This is a genomic window from Escherichia coli DSM 30083 = JCM 1649 = ATCC 11775 (assembly GCF_003697165.2).
GTDB classification, from domain to species: Bacteria; Pseudomonadota; Gammaproteobacteria; order Enterobacterales; family Enterobacteriaceae; genus Escherichia; species Escherichia coli.
This window is the reverse complement of sequence record NZ_CP033092.2, coordinates 2,369,772-2,390,508: the sequence shown is the minus strand read 5'-3', so window position 1 is coordinate 2,390,508 and position 20,737 is coordinate 2,369,772. Positions and strand designations below refer to the sequence as shown.

Annotated in this window: 21 protein-coding genes; 15 read left to right on the top strand and 6 right to left on the bottom strand. The window is 50.7% G+C overall.

The features are described from left to right. Positions 1-14: 14 nt before the first annotated feature. The 3 genes from uidR to malI all read right to left on the bottom strand — a co-directional run bounded on the left by uidR (position 15) and on the right by malI (position 2,741). Positions 15-605, bottom strand: coding sequence for a DNA-binding transcriptional regulator UidR (uidR, locus tag EAS44_RS12660; RefSeq protein WP_000969092.1), 591 nt, complete (start codon positions 603-605; stop codon positions 15-17). Between the two features lie 228 nt (positions 606-833). Then, on the bottom strand, positions 834-1,601 hold the full coding sequence (hdhA, locus tag EAS44_RS12655; RefSeq protein WP_000483379.1) for a 7-alpha-hydroxysteroid dehydrogenase: 768 nt from the start codon (positions 1,599-1,601) through the stop codon (positions 834-836). A gap of 111 nt (positions 1,602-1,712) precedes the next feature. Continuing rightward, positions 1,713-2,741 carry a mal regulon transcriptional regulator MalI gene (gene malI / locus EAS44_RS12650; protein WP_000179505.1) on the bottom strand — a complete coding sequence of 343 codons (1,029 nt, stop codon included), beginning with the start codon at positions 2,739-2,741 and terminating at the stop codon, positions 1,713-1,715. A gap of 174 nt (positions 2,742-2,915) precedes the next feature. Here malI and malX point away from each other — a divergent pair, with 174 nt between their 5' ends. From malX to add, 3 genes are all read left to right on the top strand, one after another. After that, positions 2,916-4,508 carry a PTS maltose transporter subunit IICB gene (malX, locus tag EAS44_RS12645; RefSeq protein WP_000125604.1) on the top strand — a complete coding sequence of 531 codons (1,593 nt, stop codon included), beginning with the start codon at positions 2,916-2,918 and terminating at the stop codon, positions 4,506-4,508. Positions 4,509-4,517: 9 nt separating this feature from the next. Further along, positions 4,518-5,690: a bifunctional maltose regulon transcriptional repressor/cystathionine beta-lyase MalY gene (gene malY / locus EAS44_RS12640; protein WP_000459361.1), complete on the top strand. Its 1,173-nt coding sequence runs from the start codon at positions 4,518-4,520 to the stop codon at positions 5,688-5,690. Between the two features lie 103 nt (positions 5,691-5,793). Further along, positions 5,794-6,795 carry an adenosine deaminase gene (gene add / locus EAS44_RS12635; RefSeq protein ID WP_000567511.1) on the top strand — a complete coding sequence of 334 codons (1,002 nt, stop codon included), beginning with the start codon at positions 5,794-5,796 and terminating at the stop codon, positions 6,793-6,795. Positions 6,796-6,830: 35 nt separating this feature from the next. On the opposite strand, the gene ydgJ is transcribed toward add, so the two are convergent. After that, entirely contained in the window at positions 6,831-7,871 is a 1,041-nt protein-coding gene (gene ydgJ / locus EAS44_RS12630; RefSeq protein ID WP_001282503.1) for an oxidoreductase, read from the bottom strand. Between the two features lie 242 nt (positions 7,872-8,113). Between ydgJ and blr the strand changes: the two genes are divergently transcribed. The 12 genes from blr to gstA all read left to right on the top strand — a co-directional run bounded on the left by blr (position 8,114) and on the right by gstA (position 18,448). Next, entirely contained in the window at positions 8,114-8,239 is a 126-nt protein-coding gene (gene blr / locus EAS44_RS12625; protein ID WP_001296096.1) for a division septum protein Blr, read from the top strand. Between the two features lie 272 nt (positions 8,240-8,511). Further along, the gene (ydgT, locus tag EAS44_RS12620) at positions 8,512-8,727 is read left to right on the top strand and encodes a transcription modulator YdgT (protein WP_000217950.1); all 216 of its coding nucleotides are present in this window, start codon (positions 8,512-8,514) and stop codon (positions 8,725-8,727) included. A gap of 85 nt (positions 8,728-8,812) precedes the next feature. Then, positions 8,813-9,253, top strand: coding sequence for a DUF2569 domain-containing protein (gene ydgK / locus EAS44_RS12615; RefSeq protein WP_000214176.1), 441 nt, complete (start codon positions 8,813-8,815; stop codon positions 9,251-9,253). A gap of 76 nt (positions 9,254-9,329) precedes the next feature. Next, complete coding sequence (rsxA, locus tag EAS44_RS12610; RefSeq protein ID WP_000133202.1) at positions 9,330-9,911, top strand: electron transport complex subunit RsxA; 582 nt, start codon at positions 9,330-9,332, stop codon at positions 9,909-9,911. Beyond that, complete coding sequence (gene rsxB, locus EAS44_RS12605) at positions 9,911-10,489, top strand: electron transport complex subunit RsxB (protein ID WP_000991809.1); 579 nt, start codon at positions 9,911-9,913, stop codon at positions 10,487-10,489. Before rsxA ends, rsxB begins: the two co-directional genes overlap by 1 nt. Beyond that, positions 10,482-12,608, top strand: coding sequence for an electron transport complex subunit RsxC (gene rsxC, locus EAS44_RS12600; protein WP_000915721.1), 2,127 nt, complete (start codon positions 10,482-10,484; stop codon positions 12,606-12,608). The genes rsxB and rsxC overlap by 8 nt, the downstream gene beginning before the upstream one ends. Beyond that, positions 12,609-13,667 (top strand): electron transport complex subunit RsxD, encoded by a 1,059-nt coding sequence (gene rsxD, locus EAS44_RS12595; protein WP_000231939.1) that lies wholly within the window; start codon positions 12,609-12,611, stop codon positions 13,665-13,667. Between the two features lie 3 nt (positions 13,668-13,670). Then, the gene (rsxG, locus tag EAS44_RS12590) at positions 13,671-14,291 is read left to right on the top strand and encodes an electron transport complex subunit RsxG (protein ID WP_000920791.1); all 621 of its coding nucleotides are present in this window, start codon (positions 13,671-13,673) and stop codon (positions 14,289-14,291) included. Between the two features lie 3 nt (positions 14,292-14,294). Next, positions 14,295-14,990 carry an electron transport complex subunit RsxE gene (rsxE, locus tag EAS44_RS12585; protein WP_001289658.1) on the top strand — a complete coding sequence of 232 codons (696 nt, stop codon included), beginning with the start codon at positions 14,295-14,297 and terminating at the stop codon, positions 14,988-14,990. Next, complete coding sequence (gene nth / locus EAS44_RS12580; RefSeq protein ID WP_001030339.1) at positions 14,990-15,625, top strand: endonuclease III; 636 nt, start codon at positions 14,990-14,992, stop codon at positions 15,623-15,625. Before rsxE ends, nth begins: the two co-directional genes overlap by 1 nt. Positions 15,626-16,235: 610 nt before the next feature. After that, positions 16,236-17,738, top strand: coding sequence for a dipeptide/tripeptide permease DtpA (gene dtpA, locus EAS44_RS12575; RefSeq protein ID WP_000100937.1), 1,503 nt, complete (start codon positions 16,236-16,238; stop codon positions 17,736-17,738). Positions 17,739-17,842: 104 nt separating this feature from the next. Then, entirely contained in the window at positions 17,843-18,448 is a 606-nt protein-coding gene (gene gstA / locus EAS44_RS12570) for a glutathione transferase GstA (protein ID WP_000765765.1), read from the top strand. A gap of 43 nt (positions 18,449-18,491) precedes the next feature. Here the strand turns inward: gstA and pdxY are convergent, their stop codons facing one another. Beyond that, a complete protein-coding gene (gene pdxY, locus EAS44_RS12565) occupies positions 18,492-19,352 on the bottom strand; it encodes a pyridoxal kinase PdxY (RefSeq protein ID WP_001296097.1) in 861 nt (286 codons plus the stop codon). Between the two features lie 61 nt (positions 19,353-19,413). Next, positions 19,414-20,688: a tyrosine--tRNA ligase gene (tyrS, locus tag EAS44_RS12560; protein ID WP_001339629.1), complete on the bottom strand. Its 1,275-nt coding sequence runs from the start codon at positions 20,686-20,688 to the stop codon at positions 19,414-19,416. Positions 20,689-20,737 lie beyond the last annotated feature (49 nt).

Genomic DNA, 20,737 nt, shown 5'->3' with positions numbered 1-20,737 from the left:
AAAGAGAGAGAGGATCAGGATGCGGTTAATATACCGCCAATCATCGCGCGTAATCCCTGAGCAAACGACGCTTCACGCGCCAGATCTTCCGCTTCGATATCGGCCAGTACACCGTAGGTCAGATCCAGCAGTAAACGTGAAGTCATTGCCGTGTTGATATCTGGGCTTATCTCGCCTTTTTGCTGGGCATCACGCATCCGCTGGGCAACAAATTCCGTGATCGTCATATGCTTATTTTTAAGCATGGCGGCGACCTGTGGGTTACGCATCCCTTCCGCCATAATTTCGACCACCAGCGCTCGTTGCCCAAAGGCTTCATGGGTGAGAGAGACAATAGACTCGACCATATAGTCAACGAAATGAATCCCTTCAATCGGTTCCCGGAAACGGGCCAGCGCCCTCTCCTGGTCCTGTAAGATAATCGCCTGAATCAAGGCTTCTTTGGAGATGAAATGGTGATAGAGCGTCCCGGGACTAATGGCGCAGGATTTACAGATGGCTTTCATCGAGGCACTGTGAAATCCATTTTCTGAAAAAATCTCTCTGGCAGCATTGAGGATCCGGGTCCGTGTCGGTTGTGCTTCAGTCTGCATGTTATCCATCATTAAACCATTATAGTTAGCATGAATAACTAGTTTACCGCGTTGTCAGGTGAGCGCCTATCATTGCTGTTGAATAGTGCGAAGGCACACTCAATTCGTAAGCTTTTTATCCGGCTATTGGTTAACCAATAGCCGTGATTTGGCTGCCAGTTGTTTAGCAGAGACGTTGACGAGTTGCACACGCTATCCCGGTAAACAACACATACGGCTGTTTACCGGTTCGTTAGTGTATTAATTGAGTTCCTGTACCCCACCACCGGAGACGGTGAGAATTTGTCCGCTTACCCAGCTGGCTGCAGGCGAGCAAAGGAACAGCGCCGCGTTAGCAATATCTTGCGGTTGGCCCAGACGTCTGATTGGTGTGTGTTGCAACATTTTCTGTTCAATCTCTGGTGTAATAACGGATTTCAGGGCATCGGTTAATATTGCCCCCGGTGCAATGCCATTCACCCGAATATTTTTTTCACCCAGGTCAAACGCCATATTTCTGACCAGATGACTGGCCGCAGCTTTAGATGATGCATAGGAGGTCATGTTTATATTTTTATTTTCTGCCGCCATAGAAGTAATGGTCAGAATAACGCCACCGCCATTTTTTTCCATTTCTGGCGCAACAAGTTGTGACAGATGGAAAAAAGAAAATACATTCAGTTCATAAGCGCGGCGAAAATCTGCCATTGGCATATCAAACGGTTTAGGCCCACCGCCACCGGCGTTGTTAACCAGGATATCAACTTTACCCAACTTACTGACGGCAAAGTCTGCCAGTGCAGAGAGTTCCTGTTCGGAAGTAATATCGCAGCGGCAGGCAAATGCCTGACCACCCAGTTGTTGAATTTCATTTACAACATGATTAGCTGCATCGGCGTTAATATCACTGACCACCACAGATGCGCCAGCTGTCGCGAATGTAATGGCGATTTCTTTACCAATACCTGCACCCGCACCTGTAATGATGGCGCATTTTCCGTCGAGTCTCAGGTTGTCAGAATTAAACACATAAACCTCCTGTGAACTTCAGTAAAAATAAAAGGCACCGCCTGTGTGCCACATTTTTTATCATTAACCTTGAGGAAAGGACACTACCAGGTATAGCAGATAAAGAGAGGATTATTTCTCCGCAATGAGCCGGGCAGGAATAATAAGATTGCTAGAATGCGTCTCTTCATGGGTGATTTTTTGCATCATGCGATCCGCAAGTGTGGTACCAAGTTCCCGCGCTGGCGTGCTGGCCCAGGTAACGGGTATATCATCAAGTGTGGTTGGCGTTGCATCGGTAAATGCCGCCAGCGAAACCTGTTGCTCAAAGTAACGATCGACTCCGCTTTCCCCGCTTTGCCTTCCTGCTTTCAGCAAACCAAACCATGCCCCCATCGCAATAGTTTCGTTATAGCAAACCACGGCGCTGATGGTCGGGTTATGACGTAAAAGCGCCGTGATAGCTTCCGCGGCTTGCTTCTGGCTGGAAGTGCACTCCAGCACCCAATCGCTGTGAAACGGCAGGCCAAATTTTAGTAGAGTCGCACAATAGCCCCCCACCCGTTCTGCCCGGGTTAATGAGGAACTTTGTCCTCCCAGCCAGGCGATACGCTGATGCCCATTGCGAATGAGATGCTCCGTCAACAACTGTGCAGCCTGCATGTTGTCCGGGCGAACCGTATCAACGTCATCAAGATAACTGGCACGGGAAGCGAAAATCACCGGGATAGCTTTTTCTTCTGCTATCCGTCGCAGGTCATCGCTGCTTCCTGCAGCCCCGGCAATGACCACACCATCGACACCCTGATTCAGTAATAGTGAAAACCGCTGTGCCAGCTGCTCGCCGTCTTTACCGCCGTGAAGCAAAAAAACCATCCGTCCCTGCGCTTCCAGAGCTTCCGTCAATCCGGCCGTCAATTCGGCGTAAAACGGCGCAGATAAATCACGGACGATCAAACCAATGACGCCGCTTTGCCCGCCGCGCAGCGCCGACGCCTGGCGATTGCGCACAAATCCCAGCTCTTCAATGGCGGCGTTAACGCGTTCTCCTGTGGCGGTAGAGATTCGCCCTTTGCCACTAAGCACCAGCGAAACGGTACTTACCGACACGCCCGCAGCCAGCGCAACATCATGAATGGTTATTTTTTTGGCGGTAGCCATGCAGATGACCTACTCCCTGATTATGTGACAGATAAAACGTTTTACCTTTTATTTATCTTATACCCGCTATTATCGTTGTGTAATGTGATTTATGCCTAACTAAAATTTGATAAAACGTTTTATCTTCTCGCGCAATTTATTGAATCCAGATTGTTCTCTACGAGGAGTCGTTTTATGACGGCGAAAACAGCACCGAAAGTCACGCTGTGGGAGTTCTTCCAGCAGTTAGGCAAAACCTTCATGTTACCCGTGGCATTATTGTCGTTCTGCGGCATTATGCTCGGCATTGGTAGTTCTCTTAGCAGCCATGATGTCATCACCCTGATCCCGGTCCTGGGCAACCCCGTGTTGCAGGCTATCTTTACCTGGATGAGTAAGATTGGCTCGTTTGCTTTTAGTTTCCTGCCAGTCATGTTCTGTATCGCCATCCCGCTGGGTCTGGCACGCGAAAACAAAGGCGTAGCGGCATTCGCTGGCTTCGTCGGTTATGCGGTAATGAACCTCGCGGTAAACTTCTGGTTGACCAATAAAGGCATTCTGCCAACCACGGACGCCGCAGTTCTGAAAGCCAATAACATCCAGAGCATTCTTGGGATCCAGTCGATCGACACCGGGATCCTCGGTGCGGTGATCGCCGGTATTATCGTCTGGATGCTGCATGAGCGATTCCATAATATCCGCCTGCCGGATGCGCTGGCATTCTTCGGCGGTACGCGCTTCGTACCAATCATCTCCTCGCTAGTGATGGGTCTTGTCGGCCTGGTGATTCCATTAGTCTGGCCGATTTTCGCCATGGGTATTAGCGGCTTAGGCCATATGATCAACAGCGCGGGAGATTTCGGACCGATGCTGTTTGGTACCGGTGAACGTCTGCTGTTGCCGTTTGGTCTGCATCACATTCTGGTGGCATTAATTCGCTTTACCGACGCAGGCGGCACGCAGGAAGTCTGCGGTCAAACCGTCAGCGGTGCACTGACCATCTTCCAGGCGCAATTGAGTTGCCCAACCACTCACGGTTTTTCTGAAAGCGCCACGCGTTTCCTTTCGCAAGGTAAAATGCCTGCGTTTCTCGGCGGTCTGCCAGGTGCAGCGTTAGCTATGTATCACTGTGCGCGCCCGGAAAATCGCCATAAAATTAAAGGTCTGCTGATTTCTGGCCTGATCGCCTGTGTCGTTGGCGGCACGACCGAACCGCTGGAATTCCTGTTCCTGTTCGTAGCGCCAGTTCTGTATGTCATCCACGCGCTGTTAACCGGCCTCGGCTTCACTGTCATGTCTGTGCTCGGCGTCACCATCGGTAATACCGACGGCAATATCATCGACTTTGTGGTGTTCGGTATTTTGCATGGTCTGTCAACCAAGTGGTACATGGTGCCAGTAGTGGCGGCAATCTGGTTTGTCGTTTACTACATCATCTTCCGTTTCGCTATCACCCGCTTCAATCTCAAAACCCCGGGGCGCGATAGTGAAGTTGCCAGTTCAATCGAAAAAGCCGTTGCCGGTGCGCCGGGTAAATCAGGTTACAACGTTCCGGCAATCCTCGAAGCCTTAGGCGGTGCCGACAATATTGTCAGCCTCGATAACTGCATTACGCGTCTGCGTTTGTCTGTAAAAGATATGTCGCTTGTTAATGTGCAGGCACTGAAGGACAATCGGGCAATTGGCGTAGTACAACTTAATCAACATAACCTGCAGGTTGTTATCGGGCCACAAGTTCAGTCAGTAAAAGATGAAATGGCCGGTCTGATGCATACTGTCCAGGCATAAGGATAAGATATGTTCGATTTTTCAAAGGTCGTGGATCGTCATGGCACATGGTGTACGCAGTGGGATTATGTCGCTGACCGTTTCGGCACTGCTGACCTGTTACCGTTCACGATTTCAGACATGGATTTTGCCACTGCCCCCTGCATTATCGAGGCGCTGAATCAGCGCCTGATACACGGCGTGTTTGGCTACAGCCGCTGGAAAAACGATGAGTTTCTCGCGGCTATTGCCCACTGGTTTTCCACCCAGCATTACACCGCCATCGATCCTCAGTCGGTGGTGTATGGCCCTTCTGTTATCTATATGGTTTCAGAACTGATTCGTCAGTGGTCTGAAACAGGTGAAGGCGTGGTGATCCACACACCCGCCTATGACGCATTTTACAAGGCCATTGAAGGTAACCAGCGCACAGTAATGCCCGTTGCTTTAGAGAAGCAGCCTGACGGCTGGTTTTGCGATATGGGCAAGCTGGAAGCCGTGCTGGCGAAACCAGAATGTAAAATTATGCTCCTGTGTAGCCCACAGAATCCTACCGGGAAAGTGTGGACGTGCGATGAGCTGGAGATCATGGCTGACCTGTGCGAGCGTCATGGTGTGCGGGTTATTTCCGATGAAATCCATATGGATATGGTTTGGGGCGAGCAGCCGCATATTCCCTGGAGTAATGTGGCGCGCGGAGACTGGGCGTTGCTAACGTCGGGATCAAAAAGTTTCAATATTCCCGCCCTGACCGGTGCTTACGGGATTATAGAAAATAGCAGTAGCCGCGATGCCTATTTATCGGCACTGAAAGGACGTGATGGGCTTTCTTCCCCTTCGGTACTGGCGTTAACTGCTCATATCGCCGCCTATCAGCAAGGCGCACCATGGCTGGATGCCTTACGCGTCTATCTGAAAGATAACCTGACGTATATCGCAGATAAAATGAACGCTGCGTTTCCTGAACTCAACTGGCAGATCCCGCAATCCACTTATCTGGCCTGGCTTGATCTACGTCCGTTGAATATTGACGACAACGCGTTGCAAAAAGCGCTTATCGAGCAAGAAAAGATCGCGATCATGCCGGGATATACCTACGGTGAAGAAGGTCGTGGTTTTGTCCGACTCAATGCCGGCTGCCCACGTTCGAAACTGGAAAAAGGTGTGGCTGGATTAATTAACGCCATCCGCGCTGTTGGTTAACCCCAATTGCGCAACGTAAAAAATCGTTGCGCAATCGTGGATTTTTACCCTGCTTTGTTTTTATAATGGTGCGCACTTTTATATCCAGAAAAAGAGTGCGACCATGATTGATACCACCCTGCCATTAACTGATATCCATCGCCACCTTGATGGCAACATTCGTCCCCAGACCATTCTTGAACTTGGCCGCCAGTATAATATCTCGCTTCCTGCACAATCCCTGGAAACACTGATTCCCCACGTTCAGGTCATTGCCAACGAACCCGATCTGGTGAGCTTTCTGACTAAACTTGACTGGGGCGTTAAAGTTCTCGCCTCTCTTGATGCCTGCCGCCGCGTGGCATTTGAAAACATTGAAGATGCAGCCCGTAACGGCCTGCACTATGTCGAGCTGCGTTTTTCACCAGGCTACATGGCAATGGCACATCAGCTGCCTGTAGCGGGTGTTGTCGAAGCGGTGATCGATGGCGTACGTGAAGGTTGCCGCACCTTTGGTGTGCAGGCGAAGCTTATCGGTATTATGAGCCGGACCTTCGGCGAAGCCGCCTGTCAGCAAGAGCTGGAGGCCTTTTTAGCCCACCGTGACCAGATTACCGCACTTGATTTAGCCGGTGATGAACTTGGTTTCCCGGGAAGTCTGTTCCTTTCTCATTTCAACCGCGCGCGTGATGCGGGCTGGCATATTACCGTCCATGCAGGCGAAGCTGCCGGACCGGAAAGCATCTGGCAGGCGATTCGTGAACTGGGGGCGGAGCGTATTGGACATGGCGTAAAAGCCATTGAAGATCGGGCGCTGATGGATTTTCTCGCCGAGCAACAAATTGGTATTGAATCCTGTCTGACCTCCAATATTCAGACCAGCACCGTGGCGGATCTGGCTGCACATCCGCTGAAAACGTTCCTTGAGCATGGCATTCGTGCCAGCATTAACACTGACGATCCAGGCGTGCAGGGAGTGGATATCATTCACGAATATACCGTTGCCGCGCCAGCTGCTGGGTTATCCCGCGAGCAAATCCGCCAGGCACAGATTAATGGTCTGGAAATGGCTTTCCTCAGCGCAGAGGAAAAACGCGCACTGCGAGAAAAAGTCGCCGCGAAGTAACAAAAATGGATGGTGCTAATTGCACCATCCCCTTTTCACGCAAGGCACAAAGTCGCGCGATGTTTGGCGGATTCGATGCCCAGCTCAATCAACTCCATTACCTGGATTGCCTGACTTGCCGGAACCGGATTTTCACCATCGCCATTTAACGCATCACGAATAGCCGCATAGTAAGCCGGATAATTCCCCGGCACTGTCAACAGCGTTTCTTCGACACGTTCCTCACCTTCCACGCGGGTAAGTACGCCATCGCGCATATCGTAGCCCCAGTCTTCCTGCGGCAGACGCTCGCCATTTTTCAGACGTTCTTCCTGTGGATCGAGGCCATATTTCACATAACTGCCTCGGGATCCATGCACGATATACCGTGCTGACTCGGCTGCTGCCAGCATGGTGCCGTGTAAAATCACTCGCCGCTGCGGATAGGACAAGATAGCGTGGAAATAATCGGTCGACTGCGCTCCGGGCCGTAACTGTGCCAAATCTACCGTCATGCTAACCGGTAAACCAAATAACGTAATGGCCTGATCAAGAAGGTGCGGTGCTAAATCGTACCAGATACCGCTGCCTGGGCCGCCCTGTTCACGCCAACGATCGCGCACCTGCGGGCGGAAGCGGTCAAAATGGGACTCAACGTAAGCAATTTCACCCAGCACGCCTTCCGCGAGCAAACCTTTAAGCGTCAGGAAATCGCTATCCCAGCGACGGTTATGGAATACAGACAGCACTCGCCCCAGGCTTTTTGCCAGCGCATCCAGCTCTCGCGCTTGTGACAGTGTCACGGTAAAGGGTTTATCAACGACCACATGTTTACCCGCCTCAAGCGCCGCTTTGGCTAACGGAAAATGGGTATCGTTGGGTGTAGGAATGACAATCAGGTCTATGTTGGGATCGTTAAACAGATGCTTCGGCTCAGAGACAACCGTAACCGTTGGCCAGTCAGCTTTTACTTTTGTTTCATCGCTGCTGGAGATTACCGCCAGCTCCAGCCCGGGCGTGCCCGCAATCAGGGGCGCATGGAAGGTTTTGCTCGCATAACCATACCCAATCAACCCAACACGGATGTTGTCGCTCATGTCATTGCCTCTCATTGAAGTATGATGGCTATTTGACACTATCCTTTACCCTCGCTCAACAGTTTAATAACCTGCCAGCAATAAGGGATGTTGTTTAACTTAAGTCAAAAAAATAGCGATTTTTCCAACGACAAAAGCTAAATATTGCAAAAACCTCAGTAAAAATCTTGCTGGAGCTATTATTGCTAAGTAACATTTACCCCCTGAAGTTAATGGATCAATCAACAGAGATGTGGGCTGTAATGAATCGTCTTATTGAATTAACAGGTTGGATCGTTCTTGTCGTTTCAGTCATTCTTCTTGGCGTGGCGAGTCACATTGACAACTATCAGCCACCTGAACAGAGTACTACAGTACAACACAAGTAAGCTCTGCACTTGTTGAGCGACATGCTGCCCGTCCGGGTGCATGTTTTCACTTGTCGGATATTAAACCAGGAATTTATTATCTTGTTCGATGTTGTTGATGATTGTCAGGGATAGTAAAGCGCGTTACTCTTTCCAGAGCAGTTTTTCATCCCTGAATATTTGCCATCAGCACATTCTTATTATTGTAATAACACAAGCGTTCACTTTTGGTGAAATTTTATCATCACTAATAATACCTACCCCTTTGGTATTGATTATTTTATGGACCTTTTATGACTGTTCAGGACTACTTATTAAAATTTCGCAAAATCAGTTCACTCGAAAGTCTGGAAAAACTCTACGATCATCTTAATTACACCCTGACGGACGATCAGGAACTGATCAATATGTATCGTGCTGCCGATCACCGTCGCGCAGAGCTGGTTTCTGGCGGGCGTTTGTTTGACCTCGGCCAGGTACCGAAGTCCGTCTGGCACTATGTCCAGTAAAGAAAGTAGCGATCGGTTATAAAAGCCTTATAATAACGCCCCTAAAATTAGATTTGTCTGTTTGCGTCGCTATTCTGGAGAACCTATGACCACCACAACGCCACAACGTATTGGAGGCTGGTTGCTTGGCCCGTTGGCCTGGCTTTTAGTCGCTCTGTTGAGTACGACGCTGGCGTTGTTGCTGTATACCGCTGCGTTATCTTCTCCGCAAACATTTCAAACGCTCGGCGGACAAGCACTGACGACACAAATCTTATGGGGCGTTTCTTTTATTACCGCTATCGCCATGTGGTATTACACACTGTGGTTGACCATCGCTTTCTTTAAACGTCGGCGTTGTGTTCCTAAACACTATATTATCTGGCTGCTTATTTCCGTATTGCTGGCAGTAAAAGCGTTCGCTTTTTCACCCGTAGAAGATGGCATAGCCGTTCGCCAGTTGCTGTTTACTTTGTTGGCAACCGCATTGATCGTCCCCTATTTCAAACGCTCGTCGCGGGTGAAAGCGACGTTTGTGAATCCGTAATAACCTTACAGTTAACCTGTTGTCGCCTGCTCTGGATTAACGGATAATAGGCGGCTTTTTTATTTCAGGCCGAAAAATGACTGACTACCTGTTACTGTTTGTCGGAACTGTACTGGTCAATAACTTTGTACTGGTCAAGTTTCTCGGTCTCTGTCCGTTTATGGGGGTTTCCAAAAAGCTGGAAACCGCGATGGGCATGGGGCTGGCAACAACGTTTGTGATGACGCTGGCGTCTATTTGCGCCTGGCTTATCGATACGTGGATTTTGATCCCACTTAATCTGATATACCTGCGCACCATGGCGTTTATTCTGGTGATTGCTGTGGTTGTGCAGTTCACCGAAATGGTGGTGCGCAAAACCAGCCCGGTACTTTACCGTCTGCTGGGGATTTTTTTGCCGCTTATCACTACCAACTGTGCCGTGCTCGGCGTGGCGTTGCTGAATATCAATCTCGGGCACAATTTCTTGCAGTCAGCACTGTACGGTTTTTCCGCCGCTGTCGGTTTCTCGCTGGTGATGGTGCTCTTCGCCGCCATCCGCGAACGCCTTGCTGTGGCTGATGTCCCGGCACCTTTTCGCGGTAATGCCATTGCGTTAATTACCGCAGGTCTTATGTCTCTGGCCTTTATGGGCTTTAGTGGTTTGGTGAAGTTGTAATGAATGCTATCTGGATTGCCGTTGCCGCCGTGAGCCTGCTGGGCCTGGCGTTTGGCGCCATTCTGGGTTATGCCTCCCGCCGTTTTGCGGTGGAAGACGATCCGGTCGTTGAGAAAATTGACGAAATCTTACCGCAGAGCCAGTGTGGTCAGTGCGGTTATCCCGGCTGTCGCCCCTACGCGGAAGCCATCAGCTGTAACGGTGAAAAAATCAACCGTTGCGCCCCAGGTGGCGAAGCTGTGATGCTAAAAATTGCCGAGTTGCTTAATGTCGAGCCGCAGCCGCTGGATGGCGAAGCGCAAGAGCTAACGCCAGCGCGGATGGTGGCGGTGATTGATGAAAATAACTGTATTGGCTGCACTAAATGTATTCAGGCGTGTCCGGTAGACGCCATCGTTGGCGCTACCCGCGCCATGCATACGGTAATGAGTGATCTCTGTACGGGCTGCAATTTATGTGTTGATCCGTGCCCGACGCACTGCATCTCGTTGCAACCGGTCGCAGAAACTCCTGACTCCTGGAAATGGGATCTGAACACCATTCCCGTGCGTATCATTCCCGTGGAACACCATGCTTAAGTTATTCTCTGCATTCAGAAAAAATAAAATCTGGGATTTCAACGGCGGCATCCATCCACCGGAGATGAAAACCCAGTCCAACGGTACGCCCCTGCGCCAGGTACCACTGGCGCAGCGTTTTGTCATTCCACTGAAACAACATATTGGCGCTGAAGGTGAGTTGTGCGTTAGCGTCGGCGATAAAGTATTGCGCGGCCAGCCGCTTACCCGTGGTCGCGGCAAAATGCTGCCGGTTCACGCGCCCACCTCGGGTACCGTTACGGCTATTGCGCCCCACTCTACGGCTCATCCTTCAGCTTTAGCTGAATTAAGTGTGATTATTGATGCCGATGGCGAAGACTGCTGGATCCCGCGCGACGGCTGGGCCGATTATCGCTCTCGCAGTCGCGAAGAGTTAATCGAGCGCATTCATCAGTTTGGTGTTGCCGGGCTGGGTGGTGCGGGATTTCCGACAGGCGTTAAATTGCAGGGCGGCGGAGATAAGATTGAAACGTTGATTATCAACGCTGCTGAGTGCGAGCCGTACATTACCGCCGATGACCGTTTGATGCAGGATTGTGCGGCTCAGGTCGTAGAGGGTATCCGCATCCTTGCGCATATTCTGCAGCCACGCGAAATTCTTATCGGTATTGAAGATAACAAACCGCAGGCGATTTCCATGCTGCGCGCGGTGCTGGCAGACTCTCACGATATTTCTCTGCGGGTGATTCCCACCAAATATCCTTCTGGCGGTGCTAAACAATTAACCTACATTCTGACCGGGAAGCAGGTTCCACATGGCGGGCGTTCATCCGATATCGGCGTATTAATGCAAAACGTCGGCACCGCTTATGCAGTGAAACGTGCCGTTATTGATGGCGAGCCGATTACCGAGCGTGTCGTGACCCTGACTGGCGAAGCAATCGCTCGCCCGGGCAACGTCTGGGCACGGCTGGGTACGCCAGTGCGTCATTTATTGAATGATGCCGGATTCTGCCCCTCTGCCGATCAAATGGTGATTATGGGCGGCCCGCTAATGGGCTTTACCTTGCCGTGGCTGGATGTCCCGGTCGTAAAGATTACCAACTGTCTGTTGGCTCCCTCTGCCAATGAACTTGGCGAACCACAGGAAGAACAAAGTTGCATCCGTTGTAGCGCCTGTGCTGACGCCTGCCCTGCGGATCTTTTGCCGCAACAGCTGTACTGGTTCAGCAAAGGTCAGCAACACGATAAAGCCACCACGCATAACATTGCCGACTGCATTGAATGTGGAGCTTGCGCGTGGGTTTGCCCGAGCAATATCCCCCTGGTGCAATATTTCCGTCAGGAAAAAGCTGAAATTGCGGCTATTCGTCAGGAAGAAAAGCGCGCCGCAGAAGCCAAAGCGCGTTTCGAAGCGCGCCAGGCTCGTCTGGAGCGCGAAAAAGCGGCTCGCCTTGAACGACATAAGAGCGCAGCCGTTCAACCTGCAGCCAAAGATAAAGATGCGATTGCTGCCGCTCTGGCGCGGGTGAAAGAGAAACAGGCCCAGGCTACACAGCCTATTGTGATTAAAGCGGGCGAACGCCCGGATAACAGTGCAATTATTGCAGCACGGGAAGCCCGTAAAGCGCAAGCCAGAGCGAAACAGGCAGAACTGCAGCAAACTAACGACGCTGCAACCGTTGCTGATCCACGTAAAACTGCAGTTGAAGCGGCTATTGCCCGCGCCAAAGCACGTAAGCTGGAACAGCAACAGGCTAATGCGGAGCCAGAAGAACAGATTGATCCGCGCAAAGCCGCCGTCGAAGCTGCTATTGCCCGTGCCAAAGCACGCAAGCTGGAACAGCAACAGGCTAATGCGGAGCCAGAAGAACAGATTGATCCGCGCAAAGCCGCCGTCGAAGCTGCTATTGCCCGTGCCAAAGCACGCAAGCTGGAACAGCAACAGGCTAATGCGGAGCCAGAAGAACAGATTGATCCGCGCAAAGCTGCCGTCGAAGCGGCTATTGCCCGTGCCAAAGCACGCAAGCTGGAACAGCAACAGGCTAATGCAGAGCCAGAAGAACAGATTGATCCGCGCAAAGCGGCAGTTGCTGCGGCTATTGCCCGCGTTCAGGCCAAAAAAGCCGCCCAGCAAAAGGTTGTAAACGAGGACTAAATGGTATTCAGAATAGCTAGCTCCCCTTATACCCATAACCAGCGCCAGACATCGCGCATTATGCTGTTGGTATTGCTCGCAGCCGTGCCAGGAATCGCAGCGCAACTGTGGTTTTTTGGTTGGGGTACTCTCGTTCAGATCCTGTTGGCGTCGGTCAGTGCTCTTCTGGCCGAAGCTCTCGTCCTCAAACTACGCAAGCAGTCGGTAGCTGCAACGTTGAAAGATAACTCAGCATTGCTGACAGGCTTATTGCTGGCGGTAAGTATTCCCCCTCTCGCGCCATGGTGGATGGTCGTGCTGGGTACGGTGTTTGCGGTGATCATCGCTAAACAGTTGTATGGCGGTCTGGGGCAAAACCCGTTTAATCCGGCAATGATTGGTTATGTGGTCTTACTGATCTCCTTCCCGGTGCAGATGACCAGTTGGTTACCGCCACATGAAATTGCGGTCAACATCCCTGGTTTTATCGACGCCATACAGGTTATTTTCAGTGGTCATACCACCAGTGGTGGTGATATGAACACGCTACGCTTAGGTATTGATGGCATTAGTCAGGCGACACCGCTGGATACATTTAAAACCTCTGTCCGTGCCGGTCATTCGGTTGAAGAGATTATGCAATATCCGATCTACAGCGGTATTCTGGCGGGCGCTGGTTGGCAATGGGTAAATCTCGCCTGGCTGGCTGGCGGCGTGTGGTTGCTATGGCAGAAAGCGATTCGCTGGCATGTTCCCCTCAGCTTCTTAGTAACGCTGGCGTTATGCGCAACGTTGGGCTGGTTGTTCTCACCAGATACTCTGGCAGCACCGCAAATTCATCTGCTGTCTGGTGCGACCATGCTCGGCGCATTCTTTATTTTGACTGACCCGGTTACCGCTTCTACGACCAATCGTGGTCGTCTTATTTTCGGCGCGCTGGCGGGCTTATTAGTCTGGATGATCCGCAGTTTCGGCGGCTATCCTGACGGCGTTGCTTTTGCCGTCCTGCTGGCGAACATCACGGTTCCTCTGATCGATTACTACACGCGTCCGCGCGTCTACGGCCATCGCAAAGGGTAAACCATGCTGAAAACTATCCGAAAACACGGCATTACGTTGGCGCTCTTTGCAGCGGGTTCAACAGGGTTAACTGCGGCCATCAACCAGATGACCAAAACGACAATTGCTGAACAGGCCAGTCTGCAACAAAAGGCGTTATTTGATCAGGTGCTGCCAGCTGAACGCTATAACAATGCGCTGGCACAGAGTTGCTATCTGGTAACTGCGCCAGAGTTAGGTAAAGGTGAGCATCGGGTTTACATCGCCAAACAGGATGACAAACCGGTAGCTGCCGTTCTGGAAGCAACCGCGCCAGATGGCTATTCCGGTGCGATTCAGCTGCTGGTGGGAGCCGATTTTAACGGCACGGTACTTGGCACGCGCGTGACTGAGCACCACGAAACGCCAGGGCTTGGCGATAAAATCGAACTGCGCCTTTCTGACTGGATCACCCATTTTGCGGGTAAAAAAATCAGTGGTGCGGATGATGCGAACTGGGCGGTGAAGAAAGATGGTGGTGATTTCGACCAGTTCACCGGCGCGACGATTACTCCCCGCGCGGTGGTTAATGCGGTAAAACGCGCCGGATTGTACGCTCAGACGTTACCGGCACAACTTTCTCAACTTCCTGCCTGTGGAGAATAAAACGTGAGCGAAATTAAAGACGTTATTGTTCAGGGGTTGTGGAAAAACAACTCTGCGCTGGTCCAGTTGCTCGGCCTTTGTCCGCTGTTGGCGGTCACGTCCACTGCCACTAACGCTCTGGGTTTAGGACTTGCGACTACGCTGGTACTGACGCTAACCAACCTGACCATTTCGACGCTGCGTCACTGGACGCCCGCCGAGATCCGCATTCCCATTTACGTGATGATCATCGCCTCGGTGGTCAGCGCTGTACAGATGCTGATCAACGCCTACGCCTTTGGCCTGTATCAATCATTAGGGATTTTTATTCCGCTGATTGTCACTAACTGTATCGTTGTGGGCCGCGCTGAAGCCTTCGCCGCCAAAAAAGGTCCGGCGCTTTCGGCACTGGACGGCTTTTCAATTGGTATGGGCGCAACCTGCGCCATGTTCGTGCTGGGTTCACTACGCGAAATTATCGGCAATGGCACGTTGTTTGACGGTGCAGATGCGCTGTTAGGTAGCTGGGCGAAAGTATTACGCGTGGAGATTTTCCGCACCGACTCCCCTTTCCTGCTGGCGATGCTGCCACCAGGTGCATTTATTGGCCTGGGACTGATGCTGGCAGGAAAATACCTGATTGATGAAAAAATGAAAAAGCGCCGTACTGAAGCAGTTGCCGAACGTGCATTGCCAAACGGTGAAACAGGGAATGTCTGATGAACAAAGCAAAACGCCTGGAGATCCTCACTCGCCTGCGTGAGAACAATCCTCATCCCACCACCGAGCTTAATTTCAGTTCGCCTTTTGAATTGCTGATTGCCGTACTGCTTTCCGCTCAGGCGACCGATGTCAGTGTTAATAAGGCGACGGCGAAACTCTACCCGGTGGCTAATACGCCTGCAGCGATGCTTGAACTGGGCGTTGAAGGGGTGAAAACCTATATCAAAACGATTGGCCTTTATAACAGCAAAGCAGAAAATATCATCAAAACCTGCCGTATATTACTGGAACAACATAATGGCGAGGTTCCGGAAGATCGTGCTGCGCTTGAAGCCCTGCCTGGCGTAGGTCGTAAAACAGCCAACGTCGTATTAAACACTGCATTCGGCTGGCCGACTATTGCTGTCGACACGCACATTTTCCGCGTTTGCAATCGTACTCAATTTGCGCCGGGGAAAAACGTCGAACAGGTAGAAGAAAAGCTACTGAAAGTGGTTCCGGCAGAGTTTAAAGTCGACTGCCACCATTGGTTGATTCTGCACGGGCGTTATACCTGCATTGCCCGCAAGCCTCGCTGTGGCTCTTGTATTATTGAAGATCTTTGTGAATACAAAGAGAAAGTTGACATCTAAAGATCAGGGGTAACACCGATTACCCCATTCATAACCTTTCTTTATCCTCTTTTAAAACATCTTTTTAACGTCAATGATGCCATTGCTTAGCGTTATCATCAGGTAATCCGTTTGCAGATAACCAAAAATGCAGGTTAATTGTTTTTTTAATAGCGAAATTTTCTATTCATTCGTGATCAAGATCACGATGCTGTGGCAATGTAAAAACATTGCAAGAATCAGGTTAAAATCATTTAAATTTACACACGCAACAAATATTGACCTACAAAACATTACACTGGCTATTTTTCAGAAACTGGACTATCTCACTAGGAAAAACGCCAAATAGTAGAACATATCGCCATTAAGCCATCATCACCCTCTCAGGGTAGTGAAAAAATCTGCCGTTACGTTTTTTGAAAAATTTAACGCTGGATAACATTTCCCGGAATGGTTGAATTCCCCGCCTCAGTTATATGTAACAGATTATTACAAAGGACTTGTCTGAAAGTGCAAGATAGTGAACATTACCTGCCGTTTCCCCTCCCACTATAACAATTGCGCGTATGTTTTTTAGACATAACGCGAGAAAGCACCCCCGTTAATATGGGATGTAAAAAAAGAGGTAAAAGTGTCCACTGCAAACCAAAAACCAACTGAAAGCGTCAGTTTGAACGCTTTTAAACAACCGAAGGCGTTCTATCTCATCTTCTCGATTGAGTTATGGGAACGTTTTGGTTATTACGGCCTACAAGGAATTATGGCTGTTTACCTGGTTAAACAACTGGGTATGTCTGAAGCGGATTCAATCACCCTTTTCTCTTCCTTTAGTGCCCTGGTTTATGGTCTGGTCGCTATCGGCGGCTGGTTAGGTGACAAGGTACTGGGTACTAAACGCGTAATTATGCTCGGCGCTATTGTGCTGGCGATTGGTTATGCTCTGGTTGCCTGGTCTGGTCACGACGCCGGTATCGTTTATATGGGTATGGCGGCTATTGCGGTCGGTAACGGCCTGTTTAAAGCTAACCCGTCTTCTCTGCTTTCTACATGCTATGAGAAAAACGACCCGCGTCTGGACGGTGCATTCACCATGTACTACATGTCCGTCAACATCGGCTCTTTCTTCTCTATGATTGCTACGCCGTGGCTGGCCGCGAAATACGGCTGGAGTGTTGCGTTTGCGTTGAGCGTTGTAGGCCTGCTGATCACTATCGTTAACTTCGCCTTCTGCCAACGTTGGGTTAAACAGTACGGTTCAAAACCAGACTTCGAGCCTATCAACTACCGTAACCTGCTGCTGACCATTATTGGTGTTGTGGCACTGATCGCTATCGCCACCTGGCTGCTGCACAATCAGGAAGTTGCGCGTATGGCGCTGGGCGTTGTTGCCTTCGGTATCGTGGTTATCTTCGGTAAAGAAGCCTTCGCGATGAAAGGTGCTGCGCGTCGTAAAATGATCGTTGCCTTCATCCTGATGCTCGAAGCCATTATCTTCTTCGTGCTTTATAGCCAGATGCCAACGTCACTGAACTTCTTTGCGATTCGTAACGTTGAACACACCATTCTGGGCCTGGCCGTAGAACCTGAGCAGTATCAGGCACTGAACCCGTTCTGGATCATCATTGGTAGCCCGATTCTGGCCGCTATCTATAACAAGATGGGCGATACCCTGCCAATGCCAACCAAGTTTGCTATCGGCATGGTGATGTGTTCTGGTGCGTTCCTGATTCTGCCGCTGGGTGCGAAATTCGCGTCTGACGCTGGTATCGTGTCTGTAAGCTGGCTGGTCGCGAGCTATGGCCTGCAGAGTATCGGGGAACTGATGATCTCTGGCCTGGGTCTGGCAATGGTTGCACAACTCGTTCCGCAGCGTCTGATGGGCTTCATTATGGGTAGCTGGTTCCTGACCACTGCCGGTGCAAACCTGATTGGTGGTTATGTTGCAGGTATGATGGCTGTGCCGGATAACGTTACCGATCCGCTGATGTCACTGGAAGTCTATGGTCGCGTATTCTTGCAGATTGGTGTCGCTACTGCCGTTATTGCAGTACTGATGCTGTTTACCGCGCCGAAACTGCACCGCATGACGCAGGATGACGCTGCAGACAAAGCGGCGAAAGCAGCCGTAGCGTAAAATTCAGGGAAACTCTTTTACAAGCCGCTAACTTTTCGTTAGCGGCTTTTTTTTGTTCAGCAACGCACTACCATACTTTAAACCACAGACAAAAGGAGTTACCGATGAAATTGTTCTACAAACCGGGCGCCTGCTCTCTCGCTTCCCATATCACCCTGCGTGAGAGCGGAAAGGATTTTACGCTCGTCAGTGTGGATTTAATGAAAAAACGTCTCGAAAACGGTGACAATTACTTTGCCGTTAACCCTAAGGGACAAGTACCTGCATTGCTGCTGGACGATGGTACTTTGCTGACGGAAGGCGTAGCGATTATGCAGTATCTTGCCGACAGCGTCCCCGACCGCCAGTTGCTGGCACCGGTAAACAGTATTTCCCGCTATAAAACCATCGAATGGCTGAATTACATCGCCACCGAGCTGCATAAAGGTTTCACACCTCTGTTTCGCCCTGATACACCGGAAGAGTACAAATCGACAGTTCGCGCGCAGCTGGAGAAGAAGCTGCAATATGTGAACGAGGCACTGAAGGATGAGCATTGGATCTGCGGGCAACGATTTACAATTGCTGATGCCTATCTGTTTACGGTTCTGCGCTGGGCATACGCGGTGAAACTGAATCTGGAAGGGTTAGAGCACATTGCGGCATTTATGCAACGTATGGCTGAACGTCCGGAAGTACAAGACGCGCTGTCAGCGGAAGGCTTAAAGTAATAGCCATCGGCCCACAGGTCGTTGTGGGCCGAAATGAGATATTTCAGAGCTTTGTTGCGCTGAAATAATGTTCTGGATTGGCAATACGATCCTGAGCAGCAACCACTTGCAGCTCATATTCCTGCATTGCTTTTGTGGTCACCATGATTTCGTATACTGCAGCGGTCACATGTTCCAGGGCCTCCTGCAGCGTTGCCCCCTGAAGCAGTTTCACCAGCAGTAAGCCGCTCGTCACATCACCAACACCTACCGGCTGGCGCATACCAAAATCCACCAGCGGACGGCTGATATGCCAGGCTTCATCGGCGGTGACTAGCAGCATTTCAAAACGGTCACGGCTGTAGCCAGCTCGCGCCAGGTGTTTAACCAACACAATTTGTGGTCCTTGCGCAATGAGTTCGCGCGCTGCCAGAACCGCTTCTTCGACGTTATTTACCGGATGCTCACAGAGTATTTCCAGCTCAACCAGATTCGGCGCAATGATATCGCTGGCAGGCAAACCGTGCCGCACATGAAACTCTGCGACACCCGGTGCAACGATACAGCCTTTTTCCGGATGACCCATTACCGGATCGCAAAAATATTTCGCCTGTGGATTCGCTGCTTTCACCTGACGAACGATACCGAGGATATGTTCACCCTGCTCCGCCGATCCCAGATAGCCACTTAATACGGCATCACAGGTGTGTAATTTATCAATGGCGGCAATGCCTTGCACAATTTCGGTTAAATGGCTGGGTGGCATCACACAGCCAGTCCATTTGCCGTATTGGGTGTGATTAGAAAATTGAACGGTGTTCAGCGGCCAGACGTTCGCGCCCAGGCGGCGCATCGGAAACTCTGCCGCACTGTTACCCGCATGACCATAAACAACGTGAGACTGGATAGCGAGAATATTTTTCATCATGTTCCCTGTATAAAAACCAGGGGGAGTGATTTCTCACTCCCCCTTTCCACTTAATGCATTATTTCCAGCAAATCAGACAGTAATTCTTTTTGCCGCGACGCAGTAAGGTAAAACGACCAAACAGACGATCTTCTTCTTTAAAGAAGTATTCAGGATCGGACTGTTTTTCACCGTTAATGGTGATGGCATTGGAGGCGATAGTTTTACGCGCCTGACCACGGGAAGGTTGCAGTTCAGAATCGACCAGCGCCTGCATCAGGTCTGCGCCCTTTTCCATCTCAACCATCGGTACGCCGTCCTGCGCCAGCTGTTCGAAGTCCGCTTCACTCAGCGCACTCAAGGAACCGCTGAACAGGCATTCGGTAATACGTTTTGCCGCCTGCAAACCGTCTTCACCATGCACCAGACGTGTCACCTGTTCTGCAAGCACATACTGGGCGCGCGGTGCTTTACCGCTGTTTTTATCTTCTTCTTCCAGGGCGTTGATCTCTTCAATGCTCATGAAGGTGAAGAACTTCAGGAAGCGGTAAACGTCGGCATCCGCAGTGTTGATCCAGAACTGGTAGAATTTGTACGGGCTGGTTTTCTTCGGATCCAACCAGACTGCGCCGCCTTCAGTTTTACCAAATTTGGTGCCGTCTGCTTTGGTGATCAGCGGAACGGTCAAGCCAAACACCTGATTCTGATGCAGACGACGGGTCAGGTCGATACCAGAAGTGATGTTACCCCACTGGTCAGAACCACCGATTTGCAGCACCACACCGTACTGTTTGTTCAGACAGGCGAAGTCATAACCCTGCAACAGGTTGTAGGAAAACTCAGTGAACGAAATCCCCTGATCTTCACGGTTGAGACGCTGCTTAACCGCTTCTTTGTTGATCATCTGGTTAACGGAGAAGTGTTTGCCAATATCGCGCAGGAAGGTCAGCACATTCATATTGCCGAACCAGTCATAGTTGTTCGCCGCGATAGCAGAGTTTTCTCCACAGTCGAAATCGAGGAACGGGGCAACCTGCTTGCGGATTTTGTCCACCCACTCCTGAACAGTTTCTTCAGTGTTCAGCTTACGCTCGGCAGCTTTGAAGCTCGGGTCGCCAATCAGACCCGTCGCGCCGCCTACCAGCGCAACCGGCTTGTGGCCCGCCTGCTGGAAGCGTTTCAGGCATAACAATGGAACAAGATGCCCCAAATGCAAGCTGTCAGCGGTAGGATCGAAGCCGCAATAGAGCGCGATCGGGCCTTGCGCCAGTCGCTCTGCTAACGCTTCCTCGTCCGTCACCTGGGCTACCAGCCCCCGCTCTTGCAATTGTTTAATCAAGTTACTGCTTGCCATCAAAATCTCCATGTATATAACGACTGCACCTTTGCCGGTACACGACTTT

Bases quoted from the DNA above. Each gene is read 5' to 3' on its own strand.
- uidR (WP_000969092.1), bottom strand. From the start codon at position 605: ATGATGGATAACATGCAGACTGAAGCACAACCGACACGGACCCGGATC.
- malI (WP_000179505.1), bottom strand. From the start codon at position 2,741: ATGGCTACCGCCAAAAAAATAACCATTCATGATGTTGCGCTGGCTGCG.
- malX (WP_000125604.1), top strand. From the start codon at position 2,916: ATGACGGCGAAAACAGCACCGAAAGTCACGCTGTGGGAGTTCTTCCAG.
- malY (WP_000459361.1), top strand. From the start codon at position 4,518: ATGTTCGATTTTTCAAAGGTCGTGGATCGTCATGGCACATGGTGTACG.
- add (WP_000567511.1), top strand. From the start codon at position 5,794: ATGATTGATACCACCCTGCCATTAACTGATATCCATCGCCACCTTGAT.
- ydgJ (WP_001282503.1), bottom strand. From the start codon at position 7,871: ATGAGCGACAACATCCGTGTTGGGTTGATTGGGTATGGTTATGCGAGC.
- blr (WP_001296096.1), top strand. From the start codon at position 8,114: ATGAATCGTCTTATTGAATTAACAGGTTGGATCGTTCTTGTCGTTTCA.
- ydgT (WP_000217950.1), top strand. From the start codon at position 8,512: ATGACTGTTCAGGACTACTTATTAAAATTTCGCAAAATCAGTTCACTC.
- ydgK (WP_000214176.1), top strand. From the start codon at position 8,813: ATGACCACCACAACGCCACAACGTATTGGAGGCTGGTTGCTTGGCCCG.
- rsxA (WP_000133202.1), top strand. From the start codon at position 9,330: ATGACTGACTACCTGTTACTGTTTGTCGGAACTGTACTGGTCAATAAC.
- rsxB (WP_000991809.1), top strand. From the start codon at position 9,911: ATGAATGCTATCTGGATTGCCGTTGCCGCCGTGAGCCTGCTGGGCCTG.
- rsxC (WP_000915721.1), top strand. From the start codon at position 10,482: ATGCTTAAGTTATTCTCTGCATTCAGAAAAAATAAAATCTGGGATTTC.
- rsxD (WP_000231939.1), top strand. From the start codon at position 12,609: ATGGTATTCAGAATAGCTAGCTCCCCTTATACCCATAACCAGCGCCAG.
- rsxG (WP_000920791.1), top strand. From the start codon at position 13,671: ATGCTGAAAACTATCCGAAAACACGGCATTACGTTGGCGCTCTTTGCA.
- nth (WP_001030339.1), top strand. From the start codon at position 14,990: ATGAACAAAGCAAAACGCCTGGAGATCCTCACTCGCCTGCGTGAGAAC.
- gstA (WP_000765765.1), top strand. From the start codon at position 17,843: ATGAAATTGTTCTACAAACCGGGCGCCTGCTCTCTCGCTTCCCATATC.
- pdxY (WP_001296097.1), bottom strand. From the start codon at position 19,352: ATGAAAAATATTCTCGCTATCCAGTCTCACGTTGTTTATGGTCATGCG.
- tyrS (WP_001339629.1), bottom strand. From the start codon at position 20,688: ATGGCAAGCAGTAACTTGATTAAACAATTGCAAGAGCGGGGGCTGGTA.